Source organism: Nitrospira sp. ND1 (genome assembly GCF_900170025.1).
GTDB lineage: Bacteria > Nitrospirota > Nitrospiria > Nitrospirales > Nitrospiraceae > Nitrospira_A.
Window position 1 is genome coordinate 620,436 of the sequence record NZ_FWEX01000006.1, and the last position, 26,754, is coordinate 647,189.

The following is a 26,754-nucleotide window of genomic DNA, read 5'->3' on the forward strand; positions in this document are numbered from 1 at the left end:
CTTCCGGCATGCGGCGCGGACCGGCATCACCTCTTGATGGTAGGCCGGATAGCACGTTCCTAGCGTCCCTCCGTGGTCGGTCGGACAAGCTTCTGTCTGACTACGCCAAAGGCTTTTTCTCCGACCTCTCGCGCCACGATTTTGATCGCCTCGGCCTTGCCATCCATCACCATGCTCATGAGGACCGCACCACGGACGTACTTGGACACGGTCGTGCCTTCGTCCTGAGCACACCGCTCGATCAGTTTGCGTTCTTGGTCGGTGACCTTGAACTGTAGTGTTTCGGTCTTTGCGTCATCGGTCCGCATAGCTTCTCCCTATTAAATATATTATATCGTATATTATATCCACGGCAATATCAAGTTGCCTATTTTGACATGGACTCACCATACACGGCGTTTCGGTCTTTTGTCGTATGCGGCAACCACATACACCTAAGATTGCTGGACGTCATAACATCGGTAGGAATTCACCCTACCCCATATGATACGAGCCTTCCCCCCTGAAGCTCAGTAGCTGGCTCACAACCCGCCCTGTAGATTCACACGCAGCATTCGATATTTCGTGAGATAACGCACATTCAGTCGTTCGAATAATAAGACGAATGAGCCAATTAACTCTCAGCTCATCGGTAATTACAAAGGAGAAACAGAATGAATAAGCTGTCTCGTTGGTCCACTCTGGCTCTAATGAGCTGTGTAATCCTGACCGGGTGTAGTTCCACCGGAAATCTCGGAATTGTGACAAAACCTTCTGCCGATAACGCCGAGCGTCTCCGCTCAGGCGTGAAGTTCGAAGAACTCGGTCCAGTAGAAGGTTCATCCTGCCGGCATTTTGTGCTCGCCGTGATCCCTTTCGGAGATGGCAGCTTCTCTAAAGCAGTGGAGGATGCGCTGTCCGCTCGAGGCGGAGATGCATTAATCAATGTCACGGTGACGAACAGCCTCTATGGCTTCATTCCGATCTATAACGTCTACACCTTCACCTGTACGTCAGTCAGCGGCATTGCGGTTAAATATAAATGACCTTGAAGCGCGGGAGTGGCCGATGAGATTGATAAAAATAGGTCTTCAGGTAACTGTGTTGTCGTTGTCGTGCCTGGCCACAGGCTGCATGATGGTACGAGGTGACCAACTTCAACCACCCACGCAATGGCCACCTGACAAGCCTCTACAAATGAAATCGATAGCCCTTGCGGTGAAAAGTCAGTTTGAATCCAGCGGCCAATCGAAGCAAAACGAAGCAGCCATGCATCTCATTGAAGGGCAGGCGCAGAAGGCATATGCGGATTCGGCGCTTTTCTCTCATGTCTCGGTGGCGAAGGAACGCGCGGATCTGTTTGCCGAGATTCAAATTACGGAAGATGGAAATAAGGGTCTAGCAGGGATCTCCGGCTTTATAAGCGGGTTTACCATGGGAATCATTCCAGGTTACGCCCATGCGACACTGACAAGTCAGACGGTCTTCCGAAACAACGCCGGTGAGGAAATTGGGACAATCAAGAAATCAGAATCCATATCATTTTGGATTCAACTCTTTCTGGTGGCTGCCATGCCGTTCCGAGATGAACCGAAGGTGGTCGTGCGGGACGTGTATTATGATCTGAACCGCGCAACTTTAGCCGAGGCTCGATCCAAGGGATACTTCTGATCAGACAATGGAGGCCTTCCCAGGAGCACTCTCCATCATCGCTCCGCCTATGCGTGAGCAGACCGACTCCTTCCGGAGGAGGTGTTGGTGCCTCCACTAGGAACCGGATACTCAGGAGATGCCGGGAAATCAACGCTGCATGGTGGCTTGTGTGATCGTTGTGAAGAGACAGTCTCGATGTGGGGATGCGGTTAGGCTGACCGTTTCCAGTTTTCGACGCTGAGGCCAGCGATGCGCTGGAAGTGAGCGAGATTGTTCGTGATCAAGGGTCGCTGCGTTTCCAAGGCGGTGGCAGCAATGAGGAGGTCCGCATCGGGCAGCAAGGCTCCCTGTCGATGGAGGTCACCGTATAATGTCGCCGCACGTTCCACGACTTGGTCGGTGATCGGGAGAATGAGACTCGCCTGGCATAGCAACGTGAAGGCCGCCTCTTGAGTCCGCGCCTGTTTCGCCTTCAGTCCCCGCAGGAGTTCATAACGCGTGATGATCGAGAAGGCAAGCCGCTGGTGCTCCGCCAGACAATTCCGCACCCGCTGCACGACGAGAGGATGTTGCTTGAGGAGTTCTGAGAGAATATCGGTATCGAGCAGAACGGCGGGTTGCGGCATTAGGCAGCCGGTTCACGGAAGAAGTGCTGTCGATCTAATGCGATGGACTCAACCTGCGTGATCTCGTCAGCACTCAGCCCTTGATAAACCTGTGCGGCACGCCGCAGAATTTCGTCCGTACCGAGCGCAAGGTCGGTATCGACCGTCACTTGTACTTCCGCGTCATCGTTCAGCGCGAGAGGTTCCAACGGCTGTAACACTCCGTCATGATAACGAGCTTTGATCGTTTGTCGCATCGGAAAACCCTCCCATGCATTCACCTGTATGCGGCACTGCATTGGTAGACCCCATTCTACTCAAACCGCGCCCAAATCTCACCACTTGCCGCAAGATTGCACATCATTCTGTCAAGAGAGTTCGGGCTATCGCTGTCTCTAACTAACCGTCTCAGTGAAGGGGGTCGCCCCAAAACACTGTGCTAAATTTGTGCTAAAAATTTCCAAAATCGACCAATACCCTTCGAATCTATCGAACCAGTGGAACGCGCACAAGTATCTATTTTGGCGACAAAAAATGGGGAAACCATTGATACACCGAGCGTTTCAAATTCTGTCCTGGCCTGTTTCCTAAACCGCGGGTCGCACGTTCAATTCGTGTCGGGGGCACCATTCCATCCCACTTCAACTTGCACTGCTCGGTCACCCGCTCGCCCACGCGGTCGCCCATTCTTTCGCGATTGCTCCAAGTCATGGAGCTATCACCCTCCTGTCCTACCTGTACCTCACGCCTGGCGCGCAGGGACTTCCGGCAGGGCCCGCTTTCGCCCCCCATTTCGTTATGAACCCTGCTCGTTGTTTTCTATCCGAATTGGGAGCGCTTGCCCGACCGGCGTCTACCTTTTGGACGGCTACCCTTAGGCCTTCCGGCTCAGCGCAAAATGTTCTCATTGCACAGTTCTCTACATCGATTCTTGCGTTGCATCAGCTTAGCTTATTAGGAAGGCGCTTCTGAGCGCTATAGGAATCAACGTGTTAGGGCCAGAGCAGAGCACGGTATCGAGATTGCACTGGATGCTCCACATAACAAAGGAGTTTCCACCATGATTGAGTTCCCGTTGATCCTGATCGGTTATGCACTTCTCCCGCTGATTGCCATCCAACTCATGATCATGGCTGACCGGCCCCAGAAGACAGGCGAGCAAAACGCCTTTCCGCAGGTCGAGATCCTGTGAGACTGCGGCGGTTCTGTCAGCCATGAGCAGAACCGCCGCTTTTCCAGGCACGTTCCGCATCCCTGCCGCCTGCCTCGGCACTCGTTCCAGCCGCTCTAGCCCCTCGACCGGTGCGCCGAACGATCTTTCGCAATTCGCGTAAGTAGGTGAGGGTAGAGGACCTCGCCCTGCTTCGAGAGCGGAGTCCGCTCGACGAATAGAGCAGACGTAGGTAGAATTGTTCATGTATAATACCGTCGTCCGAACGGTCTCTTGATTACAATCCTGGGCTCCCGACGTGCTCGCAGCACATGCTCTTCCGAAGAGACCCATGAAACCGGCGAATCTGTTCATCTGCCTATCGCTCCTCTTCTTGGCAACAGCGGGTTGCCATGGATACGCGTTCATCGAAACCCCGACGACGGATGGCTTCCACTCCAAACTCCCCTCCCCATACACCAGGGCGGTCGTCTGGGGCGGACGTCCGGACACGGTTCAGAGTGCGAGTACATGGTTGCTCAAAAAAGGCGTTCTCGTCGTGGACCAGACGAAGGTGTTGCAGGCGGCGGCCGACCAGAAGGTAAGCCTCACCGGCTACCAGTATCTGGAAACGGATGTGCTGCGAATGGCCAAACTCGTCGGCGCTCGGCTGGTGGTCTTCAGCAATGCCGAGGTGGGTTCCTGGGAAGCACTGGATTGGAGTAGCGGCTTTCCTCACAGCCAGCGCGTCTATTCAGCCACCGTTGCCCTCAGGGCCGTGGATGTAAATACCGGCGAAATCGAATGGAGCGGCAAGGCTCAATCGACCGAACGCTTCAGCAATATCGAGGAAGGGGTCAGCCTCCTCACCTGTCATGCCCTCGCAACGGCCTGGGGTCTGCGCAATCCTGGCGCTGTCGCGCCGGAGAGCATTTGCCCGCCTGGGTCCGGCCTCATGAGCACCGAAATGAGCCCGCCGAAGGCCCACGCCGCCCCCGCCTCGTCGGGCAGGGAGAATTTGACTCCCTCCATGAATTACTAGCTATTGCCCCGCTGCCTGGCTCTACAGTCCAGCCCCCGGACCCGACTCACAATCTCTGTCCGACAATCCCTGGACGTGCATAATCGCTCTTTTGTCGTATTTTTTGCCTCACGCGATATACTGCAAGGGTGCCGTTCCGCAACGTCCTTGCTCCGGCCGCGCATATGGCTCACTACCTTCTCCTCACATTATTGAGTCTTGCGGTGACCTCCACGACACATGCTGCGGAGAATCGTCCGTTTTGGACCGAGCAAGCGCTCTTTCATTTCGGGGATGACGTGTTCTTCACAGGGCGAGCTTCATGCGCTCCTAACATAGAAGACGGGCGCCAACGCGCATACGTCGCCGCCGTCCAAGAGGTCAAAAATTTCACTCGTACTCAGGAAGTCGGCGGCTTTCCTATCGATACGCAAATGATTTTCGAAGACCTGCATCCGGCTGACTGCGCGCCGGGGCTTATCACGGTGTGGCGATTGCTGCGCGTGCCGCGCACCGCGCTGGAATCACTCTCGAGACACAGCAGCCCCGGGAAGCAGAAAGACATTTCTCCGATACAGGCGCAGATCACGGCGATCCGGAATCTCACTCCACGGGTGGGCATGCTGCGTGACGAGATCTGGAATCGATACGGTCTGCCTCGCTCCATCTGGGCGCGCCCGGAGCAGGGAGAACTGATCTGGGACTACTCCCAGTTCGGCTTGATCATTGTGTTCAATCAGGACGATGTGTTGACACGCTGGCGGTTGAACGGACCCCACCCTAGATCCAGTGAAGATGAACCGATTCTATCACGCCAGGACAATCCGACGGGCAAAGATCTTCCAGCCATCGACCTCACCGTTCGACTTCAGCAACTCGAAGAACAACAAGACCTCGACCGGAGACGCCAGGCCCAACGCTATTGCACCATCCGTTTCGCGGATGTCCCTGAATCCCTGCGCCCCAAGCATGGCAGTTGCGAACAACGCGAATACGAACGATTGAAGGAGCAACACCCTCCATTCTGAGGCCTCGGGATACAGACACCGAACAGAGGAGTCCAGCATGGCCCCCGGTCAAAAACAGCCCTCGACGATCTTAATAGTCGACGACGACCCCAGCGCCCTTCTTGTCAGTACCAAACCCTTGCGGGATGCCGGCTACACGGTGCTTCAGGCACCGGGCAGTGCCGAAGCGCTCAAACTCTATGCAGAACACCCCAGCCCGATCCACCTCGTGATCGCCGATGTCTTTCTGCCTCCACCGGGCTTTCAACTTTCCGTCGACAGGAACCCCTATCCCCGCGTGAACGGTCTCGACATGGTTGAGCGGCTCCTGCAAGACAAGCGCGAGATCCGCGTCCTGCTCGTGTCCAGCAGCCCGAGTTCTGAGTTGCAGAATCGCGGCCTCGTGCGAGCGGGATTACCCTTTCTCAAGAAACCCTTTACAAGCGAAACGCTGTTGTCGCTGGTCCGAGAGGTCTTAGCCGGTCCTCCCGCCGCTCCCGATCAGAAAAATGCGACACGGCCCGGCAACGGCGATGTCGAGTGGGTTGACTAACCGCCTGCCCCGCCCGTTCCCGCCTCCGGACTCACGGATGGAAACAGGGATTTCTTGCCAGATATCACCTGCTTGGATAGACTTTTCTCAATAGAGGGACAGGACACATGGCACGAGCGAGAGCTAGCGAACCGCAACGCAGCCGATCGAAACAGAACGCCGTCGAAGAACTCAACCGTGGCATCACCACGTTGCGTGAACTGAGCTCACAGATCGATGACCTGAGCAGAGATGGATTCCCGTATCGTGACGCAGTCCGCGCCAGAACCGAACTTTCCCTCCGGGAATCGATCCGGCGACTATTCGGTGAAAAGTCGCCGGAATACCAGGCCCACAAGAATCACAAGCTCCGAATCGGCAATCGCACGGAGTCGGCACAGAGCACCACTCTGCTCAAAGAATTGATCGTCCAGCTGGAGAATCAGAAGGCAGAGCTTTTGGGCCTCACACCGGCAGAAACCGCGCCACCTCCACCGACAGCCCCTGAACGCCCCACACTGACGGCAGTTCCTGCGACTCAACCCGCTATTCCAGTCGTGCCACCCCAGGCTCCGAGCACCGCCCCCCTCGCGACCGTCAGTATGATCAACGCTCCGGCAACCGTCTCAGTAGCGACGACAAGCATCAGCCAACCCGCTCAGCCCATCGCTCCGATCGTTATGACAACACCCGTCTCGTCTACTTCCGCCTCCCCGCCGGTCACCCAGGGGACCGCATCACAACCGATTCGCGATACATCGATACAACGCCTGCCCCCGCAACCACCATCACCCCCGCTGCACTCCGCCACATCTGAAGCCTCCGGGATCCCGGCTGAGAAAACTGCGCCGGCATCCCTGCCCGCTTCACCATCACTGCCCGCAGAACCTGTTGTCGCTGCGCCATCAACGAATAGCGCAACGCCCTCGGAGCAGACAGTGCGCGGCGAGGCCGCCCCGACACCACTACCGCCAATGGCGCCGGCGCGGTCCACGATTCCATCGGGAACCATTCCCCCCATTCCACGAATGAACTCCGTCCCGGCACCTGTGCCGACTGCTCCTATCGAGCCCCCTCCGACACCGCAGCAGGCCTCCAAGCCAACGGACATCCCGGCACAAAAACCGGCTCCAGCCCCCGTCGCGGTGATTCCGGCAAGCCAAGCCACAACCGAGATAGCCGCCGAAAAACAAGCGCGCGATCCTCGACCGCCCGTTCCCCAAGTTCGAACCGAGATATCGCTCCCACCAGCCATGCCCGCGCTCGCATCAGTTCTCGAGTCCAAACCGGAACCGCCGGTCATATCTCCCGTCAAACCGCCAGAGACACCAACGGTACTCACAACGCCGCTGGATACGAATAGGAACAATCATCAATCGGAGGGCGCAACGCTCGATACACTCCGCCGAATGTGTGCGCGCTTCCACCTGGTCGCTCGACAACTGCGGCTGCGAAAAGAATACCGGCCTACACTGGAGATCACGGACGAGTACGATCTGCAGGACCTGTTTTACGCACTTCTCCGGTTACAATTCGATGAGGTGGGCACGGAAGAATGGACCCCGCCTTATGCCGACGGTGCTCGCCGGACGAGCTATCTCCTCGACTGGGAAAAAACGGTGGTGGTGGTCAAACAGACTCGCTCAGGATTGACGAGCAGAGACATCGCCGAGCAGATCGCCACAGACAAAGCCCATTACTCCGGGCGTCCGAACGGAGCCACGTTGTTGTGCTTCATCTACGATCCTGACGGGCGAGTGGGCAACCCCCGAGGGTTGGAGGCAGATCTTTCGACAGTCGGCGACACGTACAGAGTAGAAGTCATCGTGGCTCCCAAGTAACGCCGCGCGACGCCGGCTATCCTGCCCGAGCCGAGGGCGTTCTGTTGACTTCATCCGGAGCAATCCGCTAGGTTTCGATTCGTTGGCAGGCGTTGACGCCCCACCACCTCACGGGAGATTTACTCCATGCCGGACCGAGCCTACGTATTGATCAACGTGCATCCCGGCCAAACCGCTGATGTCGTCAAAGCCCTTGGGGATATTAAGGAAATCAAACAAATCGACCCCTGTTGGGGAAAGCCCGACATCTTCACCATCGTTGAAATTCCCCACCAGGACGCACTGACCCAACTCGTGCTCGCGAAAATTCACGCCATCCCCGGTGTCGATCAGACAGATACGCACATGGTCTATCGCCTTCAGGAGGGCAAGCCAAAGTGAGAACTCGTGTCTCTGGCATTGCGGCGTTCGTGCTCGTCTCGGCGCTCGCCGGATGTGCGGGTGGCCCACCCGCCCCGGAGCCCGATGTGATGGAGGTAATACTTCCGGTTCCTGCCGAGCAGGTGAAAACGGCACTGTCCGATGTCCTGACCCAAGGGGGCTATACGGTCGACCAAGATGACACCGGCAACATCACGACCGGAATGCGGCAGGAGATCAGAAGCCCTTGGAACGGACTATTGCGCTGGAGATTCGGCGTAGGAAAGACTCGGGTCGAGGCGCGGGTCGTCCCGCAGGACGACAGCACCACACGATTACGACTGCAAGTGTTCCATCGCGGAAAAGACGGGATATTCGATTCGTGGGAGGATGCAGAAACACCGCTGCCGCAAAGTGCCGCGAACGAAATTCGCCTGCTCAAGAACGCGCTTCGACTATTGTAGGGTCATCCTACTTCTCCTCGGCCTCATCGCCGAAATCCAATCCAAATCGCTCCGCCATTCGATATAACGTCCGCCGATCAATCCCCAGAATCTTCGCCGCCTTGACCTTGTTACCCCGCGTTTCTTTGAGTACACGCGCCAGATGCCGCTTCTCAACCTCATCTAAGGTCAACAGCGCGTCTTGATCCCCCTCGGCGGGTTGCCCCTTGAGCAGCTCACCCGAATCCGGCTCAGCCCTGATCGATTCGGGAAGATCTTCGGGCAACAGCAGCGGACCATGACTGAGCGAGACCGCCCGTTCCACCGCATTCTCCAGTTCGCGCACATTCCCCGGCCAGTGATAGCGCTTCAAGAGCGCCATCGTTTCCGGCAAAAATCCCCTCACATGTAACGACTGCTTGGCGTATTTTTGCAGAAAGTGATGCGCGAGCATCGTGATATCCTCGCGCCGCTCGGCCAGCGACGGCAGGACAATCCGCACCACATTGAGACGATAGTATAAGTCGTCGCGAAACTTGCCTTCCTTCACGAGCGTGGCCAAGTCCCGATTGGTCGCGGCAATGATACGCACGTCGACTTTCACCGATGCCGTACTGCCCACACGCCGCACCTCCTGCTCCTGCATCACCCGCAGGAGCTTGACCTGAAGCGCCTGGCCGAGATCGCCGATCTCATCGAGAAACAGCGTGCCGCTATCGGCGGCCTCGAACAGCCCGGCTTTGGCTCCGACGGCTCCCGTAAACGCCCCCTTCTCATAGCCGAACATTTCCGACTCCAGGAGATGATCGGGCAAGGCGCCGCAATTGACTGGAATGAACGGTTTGTCGCGACGCGGACTGTTCAAATGGACAGCCCGCGCAATCAGTTCTTTCCCGGTTCCACTTTCTCCTTCGATGAGCACCGTGCTCCGCCCCTCGGAAACACGGGCCACCAGCTTGTACACCTCCAGCATCGCCGGGCTGCTGCCGACCAACTGCGACCAGGGTTCGCGTGCGCGCGCATCTTCACGAAAACGGGCGTTTTCCCGCACCAGGCGGCAATGCTCCAGACTGCGCTGGACGACGAGACGGATCTCGTCCCTCTTAAACGGCTTTGCCAAGTAGTCGTAGGCCCCTTGCTTGATCGCTTCGATCGCGCCCTCCAGAGATCCGAACGCGGTCAGCAATACGATCGAGGTGTCCGGGCTGAACTTCTTGAACTCCTTCAACACGAGAAATCCGTCGCCTTGTTCCATCCGGATATCGGTCAGGACGACATCGGCCCGCGATTGTTTGCCGCGCTCCACCGCAGCCTGGCCGCTGGAGAAGGCCTCAACCTCGTAGCCCTCCTTCACCAGCGCTTCCGCCAACAAGGTTCGGGCGGCCTCGTCGTCATCCACTACGAATAACTTCGCCTGACTCATGACTCTCCCTCTCCTATACCGCTAAACCGCTAAACCGCAGCCGAGTCGGACGGCAAACCAGGCAGCACCACAGTCACCGTCGTGCCCTTGTCGATCTCACTCTCGAGTGTCAACCGGCCGCCGTGAGCAGACACAGCCTCCCGGCTCAGAAATAAGCCTAACCCGGTGCCCTTACCCACCGCCTTCGTCGTGAAGAATGGTTGGAAGGCTCGCTCGACATCCTCCCGAGGCATTCCACAGCCTGAATCACTCACCACCAGTGTGACCACCGTACTGAGATTGGACCGGCCTGTGCAAGACGCGCTCTCCATCTCCTCCGAGGAAGCCTGACGAATGGTCACGGCGACCGTGACCTGGCCCCCCGCCCCGGTGGCCGCGAGTGCATTGCTCAGGAGATTGACCAACACTTGGTGGATCTTTTCGGCATCGGCCCACACCACCAGAGCCGGCGCCACTTCTGTGTGAAGCGTCACACCCTTGGCATGGTATCCCGGTTCCATCAGCGCTACGACCGGCTCGATCAGGCGTTCCGCCGGATACCATGTCGGCTCAGGCTTGCGTTGCCGGGTGGACGATAAGAGATCTTGAATAATCCGCACCACGCGATTCAACTGCTCATCGATAATACCAATTCGTTTCTGCATCGCAGGGGTGACACCGGGCTCCTCCGCCAACGCTTCCACATGCCAGGCAATCGAATGTAACGGTGTGCCGACCTCATGCGCCACCGACGCCACCAACTGGCCCACGGCAGCCAGCCGTTCGGATCGCGCCAACTTGTCTTTAATCTCGACCAGCTGCGTATTCGCCAGCAACAGGTGCTCGGTTTGCGTCGCCAGCGCGGCCTTGGCGGCTTCTTCGCGGGCTTTCCGCTCCTCCCATGTCACGCCGATATAGGCCACCCCGGTCAACACACAGGCCACCATAATGCGATTAAACACGACGGCGGTGAACCGTTCCCGCTTCTTGCCCGGCTGGAAGAGTCCCACAAATGTCACCAGGATGCACAGCGCCAGCGTCACGATCATGAGCCGCCGGTTTCTGACGGTGGCCACCAGTAAGATCGGGAGCACGAAACCGAATGCGCCGACGACATTCAGCGGGAACATCCATTCCATCACCATGACGATGAGGAAGAGGATTGCGGCGATGACCAGGACCACGTGATTCCGGCTCTTCATCACGATGTCCTGCCGCGCAGGAAGGACAGTTTAGGCAGTTGCGGCCGGAGGGCGGAGAGTACACACGGCTGCGGCGAGTGCTTGTACGCGTTCATCCCGTTGGAGCTCCTCCAGAGACAGCGACAGTTTGCGCGACCAGTTCGGATAGGCGTCCACGGTGCCCGGGAGATTCATTTGTGTCACTTCACCGATCACATCGTCAAGGTTGGCCATGACGACCCAGGCCGGCGACGTCGCAAGATAGACATGAATCGCACGGCACAGAGCGGACGTCATCACCGGAACGGAATCAGGCTGATCGCTCACCCCGGAGGGCAACAACCCCGCCCCGTTTAAGACGCGAAGGATGTGCCCCCGGTCGCGCGTGCGCTCCTCGAATGCTTGCTGTACGGCCTGTTCGTTCGCATACATGCCGAGCCTGGCCCGCAATCGGATATCTTCTCCCGTCCAATAACCGGTCAGCGTCGGAAGGTCGTGTGTCGTGACGACCGCGAGCGATTGCTCGGGATAGGCCGACGGAGACTTGCAGGACCCATCCCAGTTCCGTTCGAAATAAAAGACTCGGTAGGAGAGAATCTTATACCGCGCCAGTTGTTCCCGCACATAGTCCGGCACCGTCCCCAGATCCTCTCCGATCACCAGGGTCTGCGCTCGCAGGCTTTCCAGCGCGAGAATCCGCAGCAGGTCTTCGGCCGGATACTGCACATAGGCTCCCGCCTCTGCGCTCATCCCGCGCGGCACCCAGAACAGCCGGAACAGCGTCATGACATGGTCGATGCGGATCGCCCCGCCTTGCCGGAGCGTTTTCCTGAGCAACTCGATGAACGAGCGATAGCCCGTGGACTTGAGGCGCAGCGGATGAAACGGAGCGAATCCCCAATTTTGCCCTTGCGGCGCAAACGCGTCCGGGGGCGCGCCGCAGTCCGCACCGAGCGCAAGCACGTCCTGCAGCATCCACGCCTCCGCCCCGTTGCGATCGCTCCCCAGTGCAAGATCGGGATACAAGCCGACCGTCATGTGCACCTGAGCTGCCCGGGTGTTAGCCGCTCGCAACTGATCCGCCGCCACCCACTGCATATATTGAAAAAACCGGACCCGTTTACGATGCCGTCTGGAAAATTCACGCAGCGCCGGCGAACCGGGAGCCCGGTACTGTGCCGGCCACTCGGGCCAAAGCTTGGGCGACTGTTCGATCAGACACCGTTCCTCTTCCAGCACCTGAAATAACGCAAACCGCTCCAGCGACTCCCCTTCGTCCCGGATAAATCGATGCAACAACCAACCACGCGCGGTGGTCGGCTCCAGCGACGGTTCGATCCCCGTATAGTTATCCTTCAGAAACTGACGGTAGGCGAGATCCAGCATCATGCGCTTCGCCTTGATTACGGATTCGGAATCCACCAGATCGGCGGCGCGTGCCTGGTCCAGCTCCTTTTGAAACTCTGCACTGTTCCGCAGCCGTTGCGCATCCGGCGACGCGTGATACTCCGGGAGCCGATCGAGGTCGATATAGAGCTCGTTCAAAAATAGCCGGCTGGTCGGGGAATAAGGGCTGAGATGGTGGGGACGCGAATTTTTCAGCGCATGCAATGGATTCAGCCCGATGATGCCGGCGCCCAGCTCCTTGCCTGCCCATTCGACCAACCGAGACAAATCCGTAAAATCGCCCACGCCCCAATTGGTCTGCGACCGTAGCGAATAGAGCTGCGTCGCCAAGCCCCACACTCTTCCACCCCGGGCCAGCCCCTCCGGCACAAAACAATGCGGCGGGGCCACGACCACGCGGAGCGTACCCCTGGTCACCACCTTGCTGCTGCCCATGGTGCCGACCGACAAATCGTAATAGCCGAGTCCCAGGTTCTGAACCAACGGCAGTTCAACGCGCACCATGCGCCGCCCGGCCAGCGAACGGACCTCGCATGGATTCAGGCCGGGGCTGGTTTCTTCGCGATGAACGATGGTCCCTTTTTCATCCGTGAGACTCCAGGCTACCGCGACGTGTTGCTCCTCCCCTTCCTCCAGCGCGGGGCGGAATGTCCACTGCGTGGGGCCATACCCTTGCTGGAGAATGAGAATCGTATCGCAGGGTTGTTGCCAGGGCGCCTCGTCCAAGGCGGTCAGTTCCTGTGACAGTACCGCGCCCGACCCGACTTGAAAACCCATGGCGGACAGAATGGCTCGACGCGTTTCGTCACTGGTCACGTGGAGCGTACCGGCGATGTCGTGATATTCGGGTGAAATACCGGCCCGTGAGGCGAGGAGACGAAGCAGGTCTTGCTCGGTGCCATCATACATAGTGTCGTGCACGAGTGTGAGTGAAGACCTCCATCAAGTCAAGGCATCCTATGCTTTTCCGCAGAGTTGCGACATGACTCATGCCGGTCGAGTTCGCGACTGAGCATCGATCCGCCGCATTACCCTTCACGCGACGAGGCTCATGACCGATTGATAGCGGTTCCGTTCCGGGCACGAGTGCCGCGCGGCGTCGCATTGCTGCGCCCCCTCACGCGTGGTAGCATAACCTTAGCGTCGAGAGGCGACGACTGTCTTTGCTCATCAGGTGGAACCGGGCACGGAAAGGGAGGTGGCTCGTATGACCCCGCAGCTGTCGCGTTCAGGAAGCGGTACCTTGCTCGCAATCGCCGCTCAATGTCTCGTGTTTGCCGCAACGGCCCAGGCCTTGCCCGAACACTCGCGGGTCGATGTCACCGGGGATTATCGGTACGCCTATCGCGAGCCTGAAACCGCATCAGAAGCGAGGCAACATGCCTGCACCGAAGCGCTCTATCAGGCAATCAGCACCTCAGCGGCGGTGCGAGAGCAGACCGCCTCGATTGTCGACTCGAAATTATTCCGCAATCTGGTGCATACCCTCGCCTCGAAGCATGTGACCGATCAACAGATCATTCAGCAGAGCGAAACGGGACGCACGGTGTACTGTAAGGTGAAGGCCGTCTTCCACGCAGATGCGGTGGAACGGGTGCTGATCGCACAGACAACGGGCGGAACCGAACCCGGCTTGGATCAGAATCGGGCGCTGAAGATCGTCAGCGCGCGCGAAGAGGCTGATGGCACACTCGTCATCGTGTACCAGGCGCTCAAGCGTCTCGATTGGCTGGGAACCGCCTACCAAGGCAGCTTGCGCGAATCAGCGGATGTGATGGTGGACTTCTATGACGATCAAGGCGTCCTGGTACGGAGCAGTCGTCATCCGGCCAGGAAGACCGCGACCGGTGACGATGTCATGAATCCAGGCGAGGTGGGCACTCTGCGAATCGCGAAACCGATCAATGCGAAAACCTACCGTGTCTGGGTGGTGAAGTAATCCACCAAGGCTCCGGGGACAGGACCGGATGTCTTCCGCTCCTGTCCCCGTCCCGATACTCCCAACACATTTGCATCCGTGAGTCTTACCGATCGCTCGCCAGGGGCGGCATGTTAATGCCGACACGTTCCAATCCCATGATGACCGTCAAGGCCGACGGCGAGTGCTGCACGATTTCCTTCTGCACTTCGATACGGCGCAGATCGACGAATTCCGGCGCCGTCAGTCCCAACGATTCCCGATAGGCGCGATCGGCGATCCCGCGCTGCTTTTCGGCTTTTTCACGCGCCTCTTCCGCCTTTTGGAACTCGACCATCGTGATCTTGCGCTGCTCCTGAACAATGGTTTGAGTCGTCTGCTCGACGACGCCCTTCGGCGGCAGAATGCTACCGACGACGACTCGATTGAGCCGGATCGGCAGGTTTTGCTTGTCGATGAGTTTGGTCTGCACTTCACGCGCAATGGCATCCTGCAGTTTCGTCCTAGTCGTCGGATCGGTCGTCAACTGAAACAGCGGGTACTTTTGCACTTCTTCCCGAACGAACGTGCGGAAAGCTTCCTTCACGTTGTTTTGGTACCAGTTGGTGCCGTAGCGACCGACGATCTCCGGCGAGCGCCCTTCGACCACATTGGCGATCATAAACGCATCGAAGGAGACCGGAGCGTTTTCAGCCGAAATAATGTCGAAATGTTCCGAATACTGTAATGGCCGGACATCCACTTCGATCACCTTCGTCGTCGGCGCAACCCAGACCCGGCCCGTCTTGGAGGGAGCCGGATCAACGCCTCCGTGGCCGAAGAAGAACGGTTGTTCGACCATCACCCCCTCATGGCCGGCCTCGATGGCCACGCAACCCGACGTCAGCAGCAATACCCCCACAGCCCCCAGCATGAAGCAGGCTCCGTGTCTCATAGGTTCCTCCTGTGAAAAGGTCTGACCAACGAGGCCCACCTGGCGACGTACTGCGGGCTTCGACGGCCTCGTGATGGCATGCAAATACCTTACGAACCGCACGCGGACATTGTCAAACGAAGGGGTGTTGAGGGAAAGTGGTCGACGGTAAACACACAGCCTGACGGGGAATACGAACCGGCAGTGACGTTAATAAATCCCGGCCTCCCGCTGCAACCATCGCACATATCGAATGATATGCTCCACGTCTCCGGACGTCACGCCTTCGATCTTCGGCATGTTGCCGAACTCCCAGTGGTGAGCGCGGACGCCGTTCTCTGCGGCCCGCTGAAACGCCATGTCGGCGTGATGATTCGGTTCATAAATCTTATGCACGAGCGGCGGACCTTGCTTGGTCCCGACACCGCGCACACCATGACAGGCGGCACAAGTGGCAGTGAATTTCGCCTCGCCGACCTGCATCTCCGCCGGGGTCGTACCTCCAGCCGGCTTTGCGGCGTCTTGGTTGGTCGCATTGGATTCACAAGCCGCCAGAGCTGCAACCATCACCGCAAGCCCGACTCCTATCACCCAGACCTTCATCTGAATACTCCTGACTCTGATTCGTTTCATCGCGGGGGCTCAGAAGGCGGGGTTGTCGTCCGGGGTCCCTGTGATTGCTTCAACTGATCCCGAAGCATTTGCGTCGTGCGATTCAAGGTCAACCGGCGGTAGAGCCGCGCACCGATCGGCGCAATGATCACGAGGGCGATGATCAAGTACATAAAGAATTCTTCAGGCGTCATAGGCACAGCTCTCCAGATTCTTGTGTGATCGCAGGCGGAAATACGAACCGGGCTCACGTCACCGCGCGACCGTCACCTCAGTCGCCTCGATGGCCGTTAGAGTATCGCATAGGGGACAGGATCCACAACTCCCGCCAGGCGGAAGCCTTCACGCCGAATCCGGCAACTGTCGCACCGGCCGCAGGCCACGCCATCAGCGCCGGGGTCATAGCAACTATGCGTGAGTTCCAAGGGAGCCCGGAGTTCCTGCCCGCGTTGCACGATTTCGGCTTTTGACAGCATCAGGAGGGGCGCACGCACTTCGATAGACCGCCCCTCAATCCCCATCTTGGTTCCAAGCCTGGCGACCGCTTCAAACGCGCGGATAAAATCCGGTCGGCAGTCCGGATAACCGGAATAGTCCAGCACATTGGCCCCGAAGTAAATTCTCTGTGCCTCAAGCGTTTCGGCGTACGCCAGAGCCAAAGACAAAAAAATGGTGTTGCGAGCCGGCACGTACGTGACGGGAACCCCGCCCGCCCGTTCCTCTTGGGTGCGGTCCTTGGGCACGCTCACATCGTCCGTGAGAGCGGATCCTCCGAACGCCCGCAGATCCACGTCCACCACCACATGAGCGGCGGCACTCAAGGCCTGGGCAACGGCCCTCGCCCGCTCGACTTCGACACGATGGCGCTGGCCGTAGGAGATAGTCAGACAATAGAGCCGGTAGCCATCCTGCTTGGCAATGGCAGCCGTGACGGTAGAGTCCAACCCACCACTGAGCAGGATCACCGCCTTCGAATCGACGTGAGTCATAGGGAACAGGAGAGGGCCGGGCAGACTACCGAGGTTTGGAAACTCGACCGCCAGTCACGGGCTGAGGCGCGTCACAAGTTGAAGAGGGACGGTGAAATGGATGCGGCTAGCTCCTGCGAGCTAGTCGCGATCCTCTTCCTTCTCGATTTTCTCGAGCAATTCCTGTCGAGACTGGCATTGGACACAGAGCTTGGCGAACGGCACCGCCTCCAACCGCTTTTCGCTGACCTCGATGCCGCATTCCGCGCAAATCCCGTATGTGCCCTCGCTGAGTCGAGTCAACGCCTCATCGATGGCCTGGCGCTTCCGGTTCCGCATTTCCATCAACGAAATGCCGAGTTCGCGATCCAAGTCCATGAGGGCCTGATCCCCCACGTCCCTGGCCGATTCCAAGCGGCGCTGCTGATCTTCGGTCAACGACTGGCCGAGGTTCCCCTCGATCTCGCGCATGATTTCCTGGCGTTTACTCAGGAGCATTCGCTGCAGGACTTCACGCCGGCGCTGACGCTCTTCTCGTTCCTTGGGTGTTTCTTTCAGCGTAAGCGCTGCCACAACACGCGCGGCAACACTGTCTTCGTCTTTTTCAGTCATAGCAGTAACCGGAGCCGGCCGCTCTTTTTTCACAGGCTTCTCAGGAGCGGGGGCTTTTGCTTTCGTCGTTGGTGTTTTTTTCTTCGCGTGGACTTTCGTCGCCATAGAGTCTCATGCCCTTTCGTGATGAGTGCAAGGCGAAAAAGTTTGGCAGGTATATCACGCTATAGATCGTTTGACAAGTACCTAGCTCCCCAAGATCTTGGGGATTTACGGATAGATGATCATCGAATGCACGTCGTAACCCGCCAGCCGATCACGTCCGTTGAGGCCTTTCAGCTCGATCAGGAAGTCCAACCCAGCAATCTCCCCGCCGAGTTGCCGCACCAAGTCGATCGTGGCCGCTGCCGTGCCGCCTGTGGCCAGCAGGTCATCCACGATCAACACTCGCTCCCCGGGTGACACGGCGTCCCGATGAATCGCCAACACGCTGGATCCGTACTCCAGGTTGTATTCGACCTCATAAATATCGGCGGGCAGCTTCCCCGGCTTGCGCACCGGAACGAACCCGGCACCGAGACGGGCAGCCAACGTCCCACCCATGATGAAGCCTCGCGACTCGATCCCGATGATCTTTGCGATACGCTGTCCTTCGTAACGAGCGGCAAGCTCATCTGCGATGGAGCGGAAGGCCTGCGCATTCTTGAGAAGGGTCGTAATGTCGTAGAAGAGGATACCGGGCTTAGGAAAGTCTGGAACTTCTCGAATGAGGGCTTTGTAATTCATACGTGCAAGCGAATCGGGACGTTCTCATAAGAGATCCGCCCGCTTCATGGTTTTCCGTTCAATAATGCCGCGGAGCCTGGCCAGTGCAGCCGTCTCAATCTGGCGAACCCGCTCACGGGTCAGCCCCATCTCTTGGCCGATCTCTTCTAACGTCCGCGACTCGGCCCCGTCAAGTCCAAACCGCGCCAAGATCACGGTGCGTTCCTTTTCAGGCAGCTCTTTCACCCAGGCCATGAGTTCAGCCCGCCGCATCACGCCTTCGGTCGTCTCCGCCGGCGTCAGGCAGAGCGGATCTTCGATCACATCGCGCAGAAACGTATCCTGCCGGTCACTGATCGGGCTGTCGAGGGAGCAAGTGGTGCGGACCAGCTGCTTCAAGTCATCGACTTCCGCAACGCTGGTTTTCAGCTTGGCGGCGACTTCGTCGGCCCTTGGTTCCCGTCCCAGCTCATGCACCAGCTGCTCAACCTTGCCCAGATACCGGTTCAACCGTTCGACGACATGGACCGGCAACCGGACGAGCTTTCCCTGATTGATGATGGCCCGTTCGATAAACTGACGAATCCACCAGGAGGCGTAGGTGCTGAAGCGGAACCCCCGCTTGTAATTGAACTTCTCTACCGCTTTGATCAGGCCAAGATTGCCCTCTTCGACGATATCCGCAAAGGGAAACCCTCGATTCATGTACCGCTTGCCGATACTGATCACCAGGCGGAGATTCGCCTCGATCATCTCCAGGCGCGCCGCTTCGTCTCCCTCCATGACCCGCTTGCCCAATGCCTGTTCCTGTTTAAAATTGAGCAGGGTCGACTTGCGTACCTCGCGCAGATAACTCTTAATCGTGTCGAGGCCCTCGGCCCGCCCGGATTCCGCCGGACGATTGTCCGCTCCGGACTCTTCGGCCTCGGCGTGACTCCCCGACTCCGCATCCTCGTCCTCATCCCCCCGCGCCACGCGTGGGCGGCGAGCCGAGACGGGTGAATTCACCGCGTTGTCCTGTCGCACTGCTGCACGTCGAGCCATAATTCCGTTACCTACTACTTAATCGTAAAGTCCTGAGATCGGCCCGTGGCGCGACTCCACTCCACCTGCACCTGCGTCACGCGCGACCCGACGGGGCCCTTCTTGAGATCCGACAGGAACTCCTCAAGGACGCCCCGGTTTCCTTCAGCATCTACCGCCACCTGCCCGCTATCGAGATTCTCGACGTGACCCGTCAATCCACGCGCAACCGCCATCCGACAGGTAAAGGCCCGGTACCCAACCCCCTGCACACGCCCGCTGACAAGCATTCTCGCGCGCACTGATTCGCCGGTGTCGGTCATCGCCGCGCAGCCCTCCCACTGGTCGAACACCAAGCGCAGAGCGAGTACCACGCCTGGCATTGGATACTCTCACAGCTCCCAGAGAGCGTCACGCGATTTGCAAGTTTACGCGGCATCACCAGACTCATACGCCTACCTTATCGGCAGGTACCTGGCGAAGCATGAGCGGGGGCGCAAGAGGCCAATCCGATACGTGGCAGGAGCAGGAGAGTCACAGTGAAGAAAGACACCTAGAGACGAGCGCTGACGTAGGATGCCCACCCTTGCCGGTAAAGGAGAACCAGCTCCGAATCAAGCAGGCTGTGTCTGGATGGTGCCGGGAGGACAGATATCCCGCACATATTCAAGGTGCGGGGTCGCACGAAGTGCGGTTTGGTCGGGGCGAGAGGATTTGAACCTCCGACCCCTGCGTCCCGAACGCAGTGCGCTACCGGGCTGCGCTACGCCCCGACCGGGCAGAACCGAAAACGGGAAGCCGGATTGTCTTACATCACGGGGGTAAAACGCAAGCCGTATGCATCGGCCACACCTTGGCAGGTAATTCTGCCGTTCATCACGTTCACACCCTTGGCAAGACCGGGGTCTGATCGAATCGCTTTCTCGACTCCCTCCGATGCGAGCCGGACTATATAAGGGAGCGTCGTGTTGGTCAAGGCTAGAGTTGAGGTATGGGGCACGATGCCGGGCATGTTCGTGACGCAGTAATGCAAGACGCCATCCACCACATAGACCGGATCCGAGTGCGTGGTCGGCCTGGTGGTTTCACAACAGCCCCCCTGATCGACCGCCACATCCACAATCACGGAACCCGGCTTCATTTTCTTTACTAGTGCTCTCGAAACGACCTTCGGCGCGCGTGCCCCGGGGACTAACACCGCACCAATGACCAGATCGGCGTCGACGACCGCGCGTTCAATGGCTGATTCCGTCGCTGCGCATGTCGCGATTCGTCCGCCGTACAGATCGTCGAGAAACCGGAGCCGATCAAGATCCAGATTGATAACGGTCACCCGCGCTCCCATGCCCACGGCGATTCTGACGGCCGACGTTCCCACCACGCCGGCGCCCAACACCACGACATGAGCAGGCGGTACCCCAGGCACGCCGGCCAGCAGGAGACCGCGCCCTCCCTGTACCGTCCCGAGATAATGGGCCCCGATCTGCACAGCCAGACGCCCGGCAATCTCACTCATCGGCCGCAACATCGGCAAGCTGTGATCTCTGGCCTCGACGGTCTCGTAGGCAATGGCCGTGATATCGGCCGCGACCAACGCCTTGGTCAAATCCGGCAACGACGCCAGATGCAAATAGGTAAACAGCACCTGCCCGGGTCGAAAGAGTACGCACTCGGACAGCTGCGGCTCCTTCACCTTCACGATCAGGTCCGCCTGCTGAAACACCTCGGCTTTGGAGCCGGCCACCTGAACGCCGGCCTGTCGATACGCGTCGTCCGAAAATCCGCTCCCCTGTCCCGCCGACGGCTCTACCACAACCCGATGCCCCGCCTGCAGCAGCACACGAGCGCCGTCAGGCGTCAGACTCACACGATACTCGTAGTCCTTAATTTCCTTCGGAACCCCGATGATCATAGCCGCCTCCCTGCACGCCACACCGCTTCGCCCTGATACCCCGCATTATACATGGCCGAGCGTGGCTACCGTCAGGAACCTGCGCACCTTGCTACGCGAAAGATCAGTGCGGTAAGATTCGCAGACTATCGACCATTTCCGCTTAAGAGGAGCACCTCACGCATGGACGCCGGATCCTGTAATGCCTGCAGCGCCGCGGGCGCACCATTGATGAAGTTTTCGCTGGGAAAAGATTTCTTCGGGCGGACCTATGACCGGCTGTCGCCCGCTTCGGATCAAAGTCCGAAATGGTATTGTGAACCCTGCTCCATGATGAAGAATCTGCAACGTGATTTCCGAGATATCCGCGCTGAATTCGACAAACTCGCCAAGGGGCAGGCCTCCGCCCTGTCGGAACCTGAAGCCAAACAACGGGCGCAGTTGCGCCTCAATGAAATTGCCGCCATCGCAGGCACCCAGGCCGCCGGCTCATCGCTCCTCAGCTTGACGGACGTGAAGCAGTTGATCGAGCAATTTCATGCCCGCGTCTAATCCCTCACATCGCACCCTGGAACCTCGGACTTGCTGACATGACCGGCTATCAGCGACACATTTTTGTCTGCACCAACAAGCGCGAACCGGATGACGCGCGCGGCAGCTGCTCCAAGCTCGGCTCCGATGCACTCCACGCCTGCTTCAAGCAGGAGGCAAAACGACTCAACCTGAAAGGCGTCGTCCGTGCCAACAAAGCCGGCTGTCTCGATTATTGCGCACAGGGTCCGACCGTGGTGGTCTATCCCGAAGGAATCTGGTATCGCGTGACGTCCGAGGCGGACGTGAAGGAAATCATGGAGCGGCACATCGTTAAGGGAGAAGTGGTCGAACGACTCTTGATGGCCGACCAGGCCCCGCTCCCGCTTCTCTCTCCGTTGAAAGCCTAAACTCATCACCCTGCTGACTCACGCGAGATCTCAATGCCAGCCGACGAGAAATGGAAGGCCAACATGGAAAAGGTGGCCTTTATGAAAGCCTTCCCCGGACTGCTCCGTCACTGGGAAGCACTCGCCGGGAAAACTGTCGAAGCGGTCACCCCGCTCAAGAGCAAAGCCGGCGCAGCCGCACTGATCTGCACAGACGGTTCGTTTGTGGTGCTTCCGCCGCTGACGACGGAGCCTTATGAGTTGGGTGAAGCCCTGCAAGCAGCCCGTAGCTACCTCGAACCAAAACACCCCGAAGCCTATCTCGGATACGATCAGCTTCTGAAGAAAGACAAGGATGCACAACGCACCGCCCGCCTGGAAAATATACTCGGGGCGATTCGCAACAATATGGAACAGATTCCAGAGTTGAAAGACCGGCTCAAAGACCTGGTCAAGGAGTGGAAGTGAGCAGTCTCCCGCAGAAAAACATGTTCGAGATCTTCTCCCAAGGTCTCTTCGAAGGAGTGAAACCCATGCTGGTTATTCGCGATCACCTGGTTCGCCATCCCGACCGGTGCACCCATCAAGCCATTTGCGTCCCCATCTGCCCGACCAGCGCCTGGCTCTCCACACCGCCCTACAAATTCGATCCTTCCCGCTGCCTGGAAAGCTGCCGGCTCTGCCTGGACGCCTGCCCGTCACAAGCGATCTATGCGGTATTCAAGAAAGGCGAAAAATTGCTGGAGCCGCAGAAGAAGTAGAGGACGTCTGCATGACGGACGGCGCACCACGAACTGGACGACATGAGCGCCGATCCCGATGGGGTGGAACCGCAACCGCATGATCCATGGCTTGTGCCGAGCATCTGTCCGATTCAGCCCTGCCTCCGCCCCCTAGAATGTCGCACTTCTAACCGCGGGCAGCAGCAGGAGTACAGCCAGCAGCACCAACGCAAGCGGTACCGTGGCCTGGAACGAAAGACTGCCTCCGCTCTCAAGGGCGTGCCTGCTGAGCACTCCTGCCCAAACCAGATTGTAGGCGCAAGCCACCCCAAGACCCCACCTCCGTAGACGCCATAACCCCACAGACGCAAGCGTAGCGCATCCGAATTGAAACGACACGGTTGCGACCTCAACGAGCAGGTGTCTTAGTCCTATCACGCGAGGATTCAACAGAAGGCCGAGCAGCGCAAGGACCGCCAGAACCATGGCCGGAGCGAACCATGTGGCAACCACTCCATACATCACCCCGAGCAGTCGGATCATCCAGGGCTCCGCAATACATTTCACGGCAACGGCTGACCTCCAGAATGTCGGCAGGTAGACGGTTCCCCGATCAGACGATCTGCTTCCGCAAGCGCCCCCAGTAGGCCGTCCCTACGTATCCGCAACCGCCCGTGAAGGTGGTCAACGCCATGACGCGATAGACGACGGAGCGCGGCGCTTTGACGTTGACCGACGGGTCGAGGAGATCCGGCGCAGCGGCCACACGTTTCAGCGTTTCACCCGCCAACAGAATCGGCCACATACATGCCAATCGCTGGCGAATTTCAAGGCGTGGCAGGGCCATGGTGTACATCCAGCCCTGATCCAAGTGTTCGATGGCCATTTTGATCAGCCGCATCAACACCGGCCTGAACTTCGGCAGGTTCTCTCGATTCAGCAAATCAACCGGCGTCAGGCCCGCCTCACGGAGAAGCGGTTCCGGCACATAACAGCGGCCACGGTGGAGATCCCGGGCAAGATCCTTCACGATATTCGTCAGCTGCAACCCCTTGCCGAATCGCACCCCGAGGGCCGACATTTTCTTCACATCCCAGCCTGATATCGACGGACAGTGCGCGCAGACCATCCTGGTCCAGAATTCGCCGACACAACCGGCGACGTAGTACGTGTACTGATCCAATTCGTCCAGGGTCTGAAACGCCGTCAGGTCCTGAGCCGAATCGCCCTGAAAATGCGTAAGATCCATCGTCATCCCGTCCGGCAACACCCCCATCAACCATCGAATCCGCTCTTGGTCGGCTGGATCGAATTGATCATACAGCGTCAAACAGTCTTCCAGCCGCTGGAGCAACACCCGTTCTGCGGAGTCGGCTTGATGAGGAATCAGTGCGGCTAGGATCGCATGCACGTCCCTCCGCGCTATAGGGCCGGAACTGAACTGCGTTCGAAACTGGGTGAGGTAGCGGAGTCGCTGCTCGCGGCCGATCAGGTCGGTATCGGCAATCGTGTCGGCGGCACGCGCGAAGAGATAGGCCAGCCCCATCTGGTCGCGTACCGTCGCCGGCAGCACGTTGAGGGTCAGATAAAACGACCGGGAAACCTGCTTGAGGATACCGTGGAGCAGTTCGTGTCTTGCGGAATCGATAGCCGTGGGGCAACCTTCTTATCTAACTTCCAGCACACCTTCCATGCCCTTCTCCCGATGACTCGGAAAGAACAGGAGCTTCTTGTCGCAATAGAAGGGATAGAGACCGGGCTTCCTCACGGTAAACTGCACCGTGACCGTCCGGCCCGAGGACACATCTCGTTCAATCGATAGTCCCGCCGCTTCGTTCTTGAGGAGAAAATTGTGCGGAGTAATGCTGGTGATGCTGGTCAGGAGCAATTCGACCGGTTTCCCTGCCTGGACGATCAAATGACTGGGCGTATAGGAGTAACTGTCGAGGATGACCGTGGCTCGCTGAATGCCGTCGAGTTGATCGACCGGCACCTGAAGCGGCGGAACCTGAGGTGCTTGCTCGGCAGCATGCACAAGCGCAGGGGCGATGACCGTGCCGCACATCAGCACACAGACAAACCCGAGCTGCGGAAAACCAGAGACCCTGCTCATGATGATCGGTTCTAGCAGAAGGCCGCGGAGTCGGTCAACCGAGCCGGCGACTTGACTGACCGGAAACCTGGTATTATCTCTTCACATCGAGACGCAAGAAATCCCCTTGCCCAGGGGCCAATAATCAACTCAGGATCCGGTATAATAACATCCAAGGTTCGTTCCTCTCCGTAGAACAAGGGAGCGAGGAGAACGGGCCTCCAAGGAGGAGAGATATGAAGTCGATGAAGGGGATCGGGCTGCTTCTCATTTCGAACATTCTCATTTATCTCACCCTGTCGATTACGGTCAGGGTGCTGGTTAACGTCGTCCTGCCGGCCTTCGGCATCGATGTCCGAGGAGCCTTCAGCCAGGAACTGCTGGTCTGGTCGCTGGTGATCGGTTTCGGCGGCGCGTTCATCAGCTTGCTCTTTTCCAAACAAATGGCCCGCGCCATGCTGGATTGCGTTCAAATTACCCAGCCACGCACAACCGCGGAACAGGTGATTTACGGGTCCGTGCGGGAGATTGCCGAACGGCTCCATATCACCATGCCCGAAGTCTGGGTATATGAATCGCCTGACCCCAATGCCTTTGCCACGGGACCGAGCAAGAATAACGCCATGGTCGCGGTCTCGACCGGGTTGCTGGCCAACCTGCGGGAAGACGAAGTCAAGGCTGTGCTCGCCCACGAGATGGGGCATGTCTTCAACGGCGATATGTTTTCCACGACGGTGCTCGCCGGCTTGATGAACACCTTCGTCCATTACATCAGCAACTTTGTGTATCAAATGGTCGCCCAGCCACAGGGCGGTGATCGAGAAGAGGGCCAGAGCGGCAGCCCGATCCTGGGCTTCGTGGTCTACATCTTCTTGCAGGTGGTCCTGTCCGTGCTGGCCATGATGGTCGTCAGCTGGCATTCCCGCCACCGGGAATATGCCGCCGATGCCTTCTCGGCAAAGGTCTATGGGAAAGAGTCGATGATCAAGGCCTTGCAGGCCATCGATCGCTGGGTGAACCGAGCCCAGTTCGAATATTCGACGCAAGATACCTTGGCCACGATGAAGATTTCAGGCAACACCTCCGGATTTCTGCACTTGCTGGCGACTCATCCTCCAATCGAGGAACGTGTCGCGGCGCTGGAACGTCTCTAACCAAGGAGTCTTCATATGCCGATCTCTCGACCGACTTGTTCATGGAAGGTACTGGTCCTCGGGCTCGCAGTGGGTCTCGGGCTCGGCGCCCTTGAAATGGGCCTTGGTTCGGTCGATGCGGCGGAACAAGGAGCGACACGCATGGCAGCTAAAGCGTCTACGGTCTATGACTTCACGTTGAACGATATCGACGGGAAACCTGTCTCGTTAGGTCAATACAAGGGAAAGGTCATCATGCTGGTCAACACCGCCAGCTTCTGCGGCAACACGCCGCAATACTCCGACCTTGAAAAGATGTACGAGACTTACAAGGACAAGGGCTTTGAGATTCTGGCCTTCCCTGCGAATAACTTCGGCCAGCAAGAACCGGGGACGAACGAGGAGATCAAGGGATTTTGCCTGACCAAGTACAGTGTCGGCTTCCCGCTCTTCAGCAAGATCAGCGTGAAGGGGAGCGACAAACATCCCCTCTACCGCTATCTCACCGAGCAGAGCCCATTCCCCGGTGAAGTGGAATGGAACTTCCAGAAATATCTCGTCGATCGCTCAGGCAACGTCGTCGCGCGCTACCACCATCGAACCAAACCGGTGGCTGACGAAGTGGTGAAAGACGTGGAGCGGTTTCTCGCGAAGAACTAACCGG

General features: G+C 58.4%; 34 protein-coding genes and 1 tRNA gene. 16 read left to right on the forward strand and 19 right to left on the reverse strand.

The window, feature by feature from the left end; genetic code table 11:
• Positions 1–59: 59 nt before the first annotated feature.
• Positions 60–308 (reverse strand): plasmid mobilization protein, encoded by a 249-nt coding sequence (locus NSND_RS07540; protein ID WP_080878393.1) that lies wholly within the window; start codon positions 306–308, stop codon positions 60–62.
• 345 nt (positions 309–653) lie between these two features.
• Between NSND_RS07540 and NSND_RS07545 the strand changes: the two genes are divergently transcribed.
• Entirely contained in the window at positions 654–1,025 is a 372-nt protein-coding gene (locus NSND_RS07545; protein ID WP_080878394.1) for a hypothetical protein, read from the forward strand.
• 22 nt (positions 1,026–1,047) lie between these two features.
• On the forward strand, positions 1,048–1,650 hold the full coding sequence (locus NSND_RS07550) for a hypothetical protein (RefSeq protein ID WP_143833460.1): 603 nt from the start codon (positions 1,048–1,050) through the stop codon (positions 1,648–1,650).
• Positions 1,651–1,841: 191 nt separating this feature from the next.
• On the opposite strand, the gene NSND_RS07555 is transcribed toward NSND_RS07550, so the two are convergent.
• Together NSND_RS07555 and NSND_RS07560 are read right to left on the reverse strand one after the other, a co-directional pair.
• Entirely contained in the window at positions 1,842–2,258 is a 417-nt protein-coding gene (locus NSND_RS07555; protein WP_080878396.1) for a type II toxin-antitoxin system VapC family toxin, read from the reverse strand.
• Positions 2,258–2,494, reverse strand: coding sequence for an antitoxin family protein (locus tag NSND_RS07560; RefSeq protein WP_159450683.1), 237 nt, complete (start codon positions 2,492–2,494; stop codon positions 2,258–2,260). The genes NSND_RS07555 and NSND_RS07560 overlap by 1 nt, the downstream gene beginning before the upstream one ends.
• An 803-nt stretch (positions 2,495–3,297) precedes the next feature.
• On the opposite strand from NSND_RS07560, the gene NSND_RS21820 reads away from it, so the two are divergent.
• From NSND_RS21820 to NSND_RS07595, 7 genes are all read left to right on the forward strand, one after another.
• Entirely contained in the window at positions 3,298–3,429 is a 132-nt protein-coding gene (locus NSND_RS21820) for a hypothetical protein (protein WP_255373854.1), read from the forward strand.
• Positions 3,430–3,739: 310 nt separating this feature from the next.
• Positions 3,740–4,429, forward strand: coding sequence for a hypothetical protein (locus NSND_RS07565; RefSeq protein WP_080878398.1), 690 nt, complete (start codon positions 3,740–3,742; stop codon positions 4,427–4,429).
• A 203-nt stretch (positions 4,430–4,632) separates the two neighbouring features.
• On the forward strand, positions 4,633–5,436 hold the full coding sequence (locus NSND_RS07570; RefSeq protein ID WP_080878399.1) for a hypothetical protein: 804 nt from the start codon (positions 4,633–4,635) through the stop codon (positions 5,434–5,436).
• A 37-nt stretch (positions 5,437–5,473) separates the two neighbouring features.
• Positions 5,474–5,968, forward strand: coding sequence for a response regulator (locus NSND_RS07575; protein WP_080878400.1), 495 nt, complete (start codon positions 5,474–5,476; stop codon positions 5,966–5,968).
• 107 nt (positions 5,969–6,075) lie between these two features.
• Complete coding sequence (locus NSND_RS20920; protein ID WP_143833461.1) at positions 6,076–7,788, forward strand: PD-(D/E)XK nuclease domain-containing protein; 1,713 nt, start codon at positions 6,076–6,078, stop codon at positions 7,786–7,788.
• A gap of 126 nt (positions 7,789–7,914) precedes the next feature.
• Positions 7,915–8,169 (forward strand): Lrp/AsnC ligand binding domain-containing protein, encoded by a 255-nt coding sequence (locus NSND_RS07590; protein WP_013247840.1) that lies wholly within the window; start codon positions 7,915–7,917, stop codon positions 8,167–8,169.
• Complete coding sequence (locus tag NSND_RS07595) at positions 8,166–8,612, forward strand: hypothetical protein (protein ID WP_080878403.1); 447 nt, start codon at positions 8,166–8,168, stop codon at positions 8,610–8,612. The genes NSND_RS07590 and NSND_RS07595 overlap by 4 nt, the downstream gene beginning before the upstream one ends.
• A 7-nt stretch (positions 8,613–8,619) precedes the next feature.
• On the opposite strand, the gene NSND_RS07600 is transcribed toward NSND_RS07595, so the two are convergent.
• From NSND_RS07600 to malQ, 3 genes are read right to left on the reverse strand one after another with little or no spacing between them, the layout of a single operon-like run.
• On the reverse strand, positions 8,620–10,014 hold the full coding sequence (locus NSND_RS07600; protein ID WP_080878404.1) for a sigma-54-dependent transcriptional regulator: 1,395 nt from the start codon (positions 10,012–10,014) through the stop codon (positions 8,620–8,622).
• A 29-nt stretch (positions 10,015–10,043) separates the two neighbouring features.
• Positions 10,044–11,195 (reverse strand): sensor histidine kinase, encoded by a 1,152-nt coding sequence (locus NSND_RS07605; RefSeq protein WP_080878405.1) that lies wholly within the window; start codon positions 11,193–11,195, stop codon positions 10,044–10,046.
• A 30-nt stretch (positions 11,196–11,225) separates the two neighbouring features.
• Positions 11,226–13,490, reverse strand: a complete 2,265-nt coding sequence (gene malQ, locus NSND_RS07610; protein ID WP_080878406.1) for a 4-alpha-glucanotransferase — start codon at positions 13,488–13,490, stop codon at positions 11,226–11,228.
• Between the two features lie 298 nt (positions 13,491–13,788).
• Between malQ and NSND_RS07615 the strand changes: the two genes are divergently transcribed.
• Positions 13,789–14,520: a hypothetical protein gene (locus NSND_RS07615; protein WP_080878407.1), complete on the forward strand. Its 732-nt coding sequence runs from the start codon at positions 13,789–13,791 to the stop codon at positions 14,518–14,520.
• Between the two features lie 85 nt (positions 14,521–14,605).
• On the opposite strand, the gene NSND_RS07620 is transcribed toward NSND_RS07615, so the two are convergent.
• The 10 genes from NSND_RS07620 to ald form a co-directional block, all read right to left on the reverse strand.
• A complete protein-coding gene (locus NSND_RS07620) occupies positions 14,606–15,433 on the reverse strand; it encodes an SPFH domain-containing protein (protein ID WP_080878408.1) in 828 nt (275 codons plus the stop codon).
• A gap of 189 nt (positions 15,434–15,622) precedes the next feature.
• On the reverse strand, positions 15,623–16,015 hold the full coding sequence (locus NSND_RS07625; protein WP_080878409.1) for a c-type cytochrome: 393 nt from the start codon (positions 16,013–16,015) through the stop codon (positions 15,623–15,625).
• Positions 16,016–16,041: 26 nt separating this feature from the next.
• Complete coding sequence (locus NSND_RS21220) at positions 16,042–16,218, reverse strand: hypothetical protein (RefSeq protein WP_159450684.1); 177 nt, start codon at positions 16,216–16,218, stop codon at positions 16,042–16,044.
• Positions 16,219–16,314: 96 nt separating this feature from the next.
• Entirely contained in the window at positions 16,315–17,013 is a 699-nt protein-coding gene (gene queC / locus NSND_RS07630) for a 7-cyano-7-deazaguanine synthase QueC (RefSeq protein WP_080878410.1), read from the reverse strand.
• 120 nt (positions 17,014–17,133) lie between these two features.
• Positions 17,134–17,709: a TraR/DksA family transcriptional regulator gene (locus NSND_RS07635; protein WP_235000196.1), complete on the reverse strand. Its 576-nt coding sequence runs from the start codon at positions 17,707–17,709 to the stop codon at positions 17,134–17,136.
• A gap of 105 nt (positions 17,710–17,814) precedes the next feature.
• The gene (locus NSND_RS07640) at positions 17,815–18,330 is read right to left on the reverse strand and encodes an adenine phosphoribosyltransferase (protein WP_080878411.1); all 516 of its coding nucleotides are present in this window, start codon (positions 18,328–18,330) and stop codon (positions 17,815–17,817) included.
• Positions 18,331–18,354: 24 nt separating this feature from the next.
• Positions 18,355–19,353, reverse strand: a complete 999-nt coding sequence (locus NSND_RS07645; protein WP_080878412.1) for a sigma-70 family RNA polymerase sigma factor — start codon at positions 19,351–19,353, stop codon at positions 18,355–18,357.
• A gap of 14 nt (positions 19,354–19,367) precedes the next feature.
• A complete protein-coding gene (locus NSND_RS07650; protein WP_235000197.1) occupies positions 19,368–19,715 on the reverse strand; it encodes an acylphosphatase in 348 nt (115 codons plus the stop codon).
• A 313-nt stretch (positions 19,716–20,028) separates the two neighbouring features.
• Positions 20,029–20,105, reverse strand: a tRNA-Pro gene (locus tag NSND_RS07655).
• Between the two features lie 35 nt (positions 20,106–20,140).
• Positions 20,141–21,244: an alanine dehydrogenase gene (gene ald, locus NSND_RS07660; RefSeq protein ID WP_080878413.1), complete on the reverse strand. Its 1,104-nt coding sequence runs from the start codon at positions 21,242–21,244 to the stop codon at positions 20,141–20,143.
• A 162-nt stretch (positions 21,245–21,406) separates the two neighbouring features.
• On the opposite strand from ald, the gene NSND_RS07665 reads away from it, so the two are divergent.
• The 4 genes from NSND_RS07665 (at position 21,407) to NSND_RS07680 (ending at position 22,904) form a co-directional block, all read left to right on the forward strand.
• Positions 21,407–21,775 (forward strand): hypothetical protein, encoded by a 369-nt coding sequence (locus tag NSND_RS07665; protein ID WP_080878414.1) that lies wholly within the window; start codon positions 21,407–21,409, stop codon positions 21,773–21,775.
• A gap of 38 nt (positions 21,776–21,813) precedes the next feature.
• On the forward strand, positions 21,814–22,164 hold the full coding sequence (locus NSND_RS07670) for a (2Fe-2S) ferredoxin domain-containing protein (RefSeq protein ID WP_080878415.1): 351 nt from the start codon (positions 21,814–21,816) through the stop codon (positions 22,162–22,164).
• A 63-nt stretch (positions 22,165–22,227) separates the two neighbouring features.
• Positions 22,228–22,611, forward strand: coding sequence for a hypothetical protein (locus tag NSND_RS07675; RefSeq protein WP_143833462.1), 384 nt, complete (start codon positions 22,228–22,230; stop codon positions 22,609–22,611).
• Positions 22,608–22,904, forward strand: a complete 297-nt coding sequence (locus NSND_RS07680; protein WP_080878417.1) for an ATP-binding protein — start codon at positions 22,608–22,610, stop codon at positions 22,902–22,904. The genes NSND_RS07675 and NSND_RS07680 overlap by 4 nt, the downstream gene beginning before the upstream one ends.
• Before the next feature lie 132 nt (positions 22,905–23,036).
• Here NSND_RS07680 and NSND_RS07685 read toward each other — a convergent pair whose 3' ends face one another.
• From NSND_RS07685 to NSND_RS07695, 3 genes are all read right to left on the reverse strand, one after another.
• Positions 23,037–23,408 carry a hypothetical protein gene (locus tag NSND_RS07685; protein ID WP_080878418.1) on the reverse strand — a complete coding sequence of 124 codons (372 nt, stop codon included), beginning with the start codon at positions 23,406–23,408 and terminating at the stop codon, positions 23,037–23,039.
• 70 nt (positions 23,409–23,478) lie between these two features.
• On the reverse strand, positions 23,479–24,513 hold the full coding sequence (locus NSND_RS07690; RefSeq protein ID WP_369974242.1) for a phytoene/squalene synthase family protein: 1,035 nt from the start codon (positions 24,511–24,513) through the stop codon (positions 23,479–23,481).
• An 18-nt stretch (positions 24,514–24,531) separates the two neighbouring features.
• Positions 24,532–24,978, reverse strand: a complete 447-nt coding sequence (locus NSND_RS07695; protein ID WP_080878420.1) for a cupredoxin domain-containing protein — start codon at positions 24,976–24,978, stop codon at positions 24,532–24,534.
• Between the two features lie 215 nt (positions 24,979–25,193).
• Between NSND_RS07695 and htpX the strand changes: the two genes are divergently transcribed.
• Positions 25,194–26,111 carry a protease HtpX gene (gene htpX / locus NSND_RS07700; protein ID WP_080878421.1) on the forward strand — a complete coding sequence of 306 codons (918 nt, stop codon included), beginning with the start codon at positions 25,194–25,196 and terminating at the stop codon, positions 26,109–26,111.
• 15 nt (positions 26,112–26,126) lie between these two features.
• Positions 26,127–26,750, forward strand: a complete 624-nt coding sequence (locus NSND_RS07705; protein ID WP_235000199.1) for a glutathione peroxidase — start codon at positions 26,127–26,129, stop codon at positions 26,748–26,750.
• The last annotated feature ends 4 nt before the right edge of the window (positions 26,751–26,754 follow it).

Excerpts from the sequence above, each read along its gene's own strand:
- NSND_RS07540 (WP_080878393.1), bottom strand. The coding sequence starts at position 308 with ATGCGGACCGATGACGCAAAGACCGAAACACTACAGTTCAAGGTCACC.
- NSND_RS07545 (WP_080878394.1), top strand. The coding sequence starts at position 654 with ATGAATAAGCTGTCTCGTTGGTCCACTCTGGCTCTAATGAGCTGTGTA.
- NSND_RS07550 (WP_143833460.1), top strand. The coding sequence starts at position 1,048 with ATGAGATTGATAAAAATAGGTCTTCAGGTAACTGTGTTGTCGTTGTCG.
- NSND_RS07555 (WP_080878396.1), bottom strand. The coding sequence starts at position 2,258 with ATGCCGCAACCCGCCGTTCTGCTCGATACCGATATTCTCTCAGAACTC.
- NSND_RS07560 (WP_159450683.1), bottom strand. The coding sequence starts at position 2,494 with ATGCGACAAACGATCAAAGCTCGTTATCATGACGGAGTGTTACAGCCG.
- NSND_RS21820 (WP_255373854.1), top strand. The coding sequence starts at position 3,298 with ATGATTGAGTTCCCGTTGATCCTGATCGGTTATGCACTTCTCCCGCTG.
- NSND_RS07565 (WP_080878398.1), top strand. The coding sequence starts at position 3,740 with ATGAAACCGGCGAATCTGTTCATCTGCCTATCGCTCCTCTTCTTGGCA.
- NSND_RS07575 (WP_080878400.1), top strand. The coding sequence starts at position 5,474 with ATGGCCCCCGGTCAAAAACAGCCCTCGACGATCTTAATAGTCGACGAC.
- NSND_RS20920 (WP_143833461.1), top strand. The coding sequence starts at position 6,076 with ATGGCACGAGCGAGAGCTAGCGAACCGCAACGCAGCCGATCGAAACAG.
- NSND_RS07590 (WP_013247840.1), top strand. The coding sequence starts at position 7,915 with ATGCCGGACCGAGCCTACGTATTGATCAACGTGCATCCCGGCCAAACC.
- NSND_RS07600 (WP_080878404.1), bottom strand. The coding sequence starts at position 10,014 with ATGAGTCAGGCGAAGTTATTCGTAGTGGATGACGACGAGGCCGCCCGA.
- NSND_RS07605 (WP_080878405.1), bottom strand. The coding sequence starts at position 11,195 with ATGAAGAGCCGGAATCACGTGGTCCTGGTCATCGCCGCAATCCTCTTC.
- malQ (WP_080878406.1), bottom strand. The coding sequence starts at position 13,490 with ATGTATGATGGCACCGAGCAAGACCTGCTTCGTCTCCTCGCCTCACGG.
- NSND_RS07615 (WP_080878407.1), top strand. The coding sequence starts at position 13,789 with ATGACCCCGCAGCTGTCGCGTTCAGGAAGCGGTACCTTGCTCGCAATC.
- NSND_RS07620 (WP_080878408.1), bottom strand. The coding sequence starts at position 15,433 with ATGAGACACGGAGCCTGCTTCATGCTGGGGGCTGTGGGGGTATTGCTG.
- NSND_RS07625 (WP_080878409.1), bottom strand. The coding sequence starts at position 16,015 with ATGAAGGTCTGGGTGATAGGAGTCGGGCTTGCGGTGATGGTTGCAGCT.
- NSND_RS21220 (WP_159450684.1), bottom strand. The coding sequence starts at position 16,218 with ATGACGCCTGAAGAATTCTTTATGTACTTGATCATCGCCCTCGTGATC.
- queC (WP_080878410.1), bottom strand. The coding sequence starts at position 17,013 with ATGACTCACGTCGATTCGAAGGCGGTGATCCTGCTCAGTGGTGGGTTG.
- NSND_RS07635 (WP_235000196.1), bottom strand. The coding sequence starts at position 17,709 with ATGGCGACGAAAGTCCACGCGAAGAAAAAAACACCAACGACGAAAGCA.
- NSND_RS07640 (WP_080878411.1), bottom strand. The coding sequence starts at position 18,330 with ATGAATTACAAAGCCCTCATTCGAGAAGTTCCAGACTTTCCTAAGCCC.
- NSND_RS07645 (WP_080878412.1), bottom strand. The coding sequence starts at position 19,353 with ATGGCTCGACGTGCAGCAGTGCGACAGGACAACGCGGTGAATTCACCC.
- NSND_RS07650 (WP_235000197.1), bottom strand. The coding sequence starts at position 19,715 with ATGCCAGGCGTGGTACTCGCTCTGCGCTTGGTGTTCGACCAGTGGGAG.
- ald (WP_080878413.1), bottom strand. The coding sequence starts at position 21,244 with ATGATCATCGGGGTTCCGAAGGAAATTAAGGACTACGAGTATCGTGTG.
- NSND_RS07665 (WP_080878414.1), top strand. The coding sequence starts at position 21,407 with ATGGACGCCGGATCCTGTAATGCCTGCAGCGCCGCGGGCGCACCATTG.
- NSND_RS07670 (WP_080878415.1), top strand. The coding sequence starts at position 21,814 with ATGACCGGCTATCAGCGACACATTTTTGTCTGCACCAACAAGCGCGAA.
- NSND_RS07675 (WP_143833462.1), top strand. The coding sequence starts at position 22,228 with ATGGAAAAGGTGGCCTTTATGAAAGCCTTCCCCGGACTGCTCCGTCAC.
- NSND_RS07685 (WP_080878418.1), bottom strand. The coding sequence starts at position 23,408 with ATGATCCGACTGCTCGGGGTGATGTATGGAGTGGTTGCCACATGGTTC.
- NSND_RS07695 (WP_080878420.1), bottom strand. The coding sequence starts at position 24,978 with ATGAGCAGGGTCTCTGGTTTTCCGCAGCTCGGGTTTGTCTGTGTGCTG.
- htpX (WP_080878421.1), top strand. The coding sequence starts at position 25,194 with ATGAAGTCGATGAAGGGGATCGGGCTGCTTCTCATTTCGAACATTCTC.
- NSND_RS07705 (WP_235000199.1), top strand. The coding sequence starts at position 26,127 with ATGCCGATCTCTCGACCGACTTGTTCATGGAAGGTACTGGTCCTCGGG.